We start from the raw sequence: 256 nt of genomic DNA on the forward strand, positions 1-256 counted from the left end.
CTGTCACCCACTTCGCTTTGCCGACCATGAAGCCTACCCTGTTTGCCTTGCTGGCCGCCGGCCTGTTTTCCACCAGCGCGCTGGCGCAAGTGAGCGTCACCGACCCCTGGGTACGCGCCACGGTGCCAGCGGCGAAAAGCGCCGGCGCCTTCATGCAGCTGAAGTCGGCCACGGCCGTGCGCCTGGTTGGCGTGTGCACCCCGGTCGCGGGGCCCGCCGAGATCCACGAGATGGCGATGGGAAACAACACCACGCG

The 256-nt window shown here is 68.0% G+C and carries 1 protein-coding gene; it reads left to right on the forward strand.

Going from position 1 to position 256, the window contains the following annotated elements:
• Positions 1 to 26: 26 nt before the first annotated feature.
• Positions 27 to 256: copper chaperone PCu(A)C (locus tag KVT32_RS30655; protein WP_217619493.1), on the forward strand; the 230-nt coding region annotated here is incomplete at its 3' end.

Origin of the sequence: Achromobacter sp. GbtcB20, assembly GCF_019091095.1 — a bacterium.
Taxonomy (GTDB): domain Bacteria; phylum Pseudomonadota; class Gammaproteobacteria; order Burkholderiales; family Burkholderiaceae_B; genus Achromobacter; species Achromobacter mucicolens.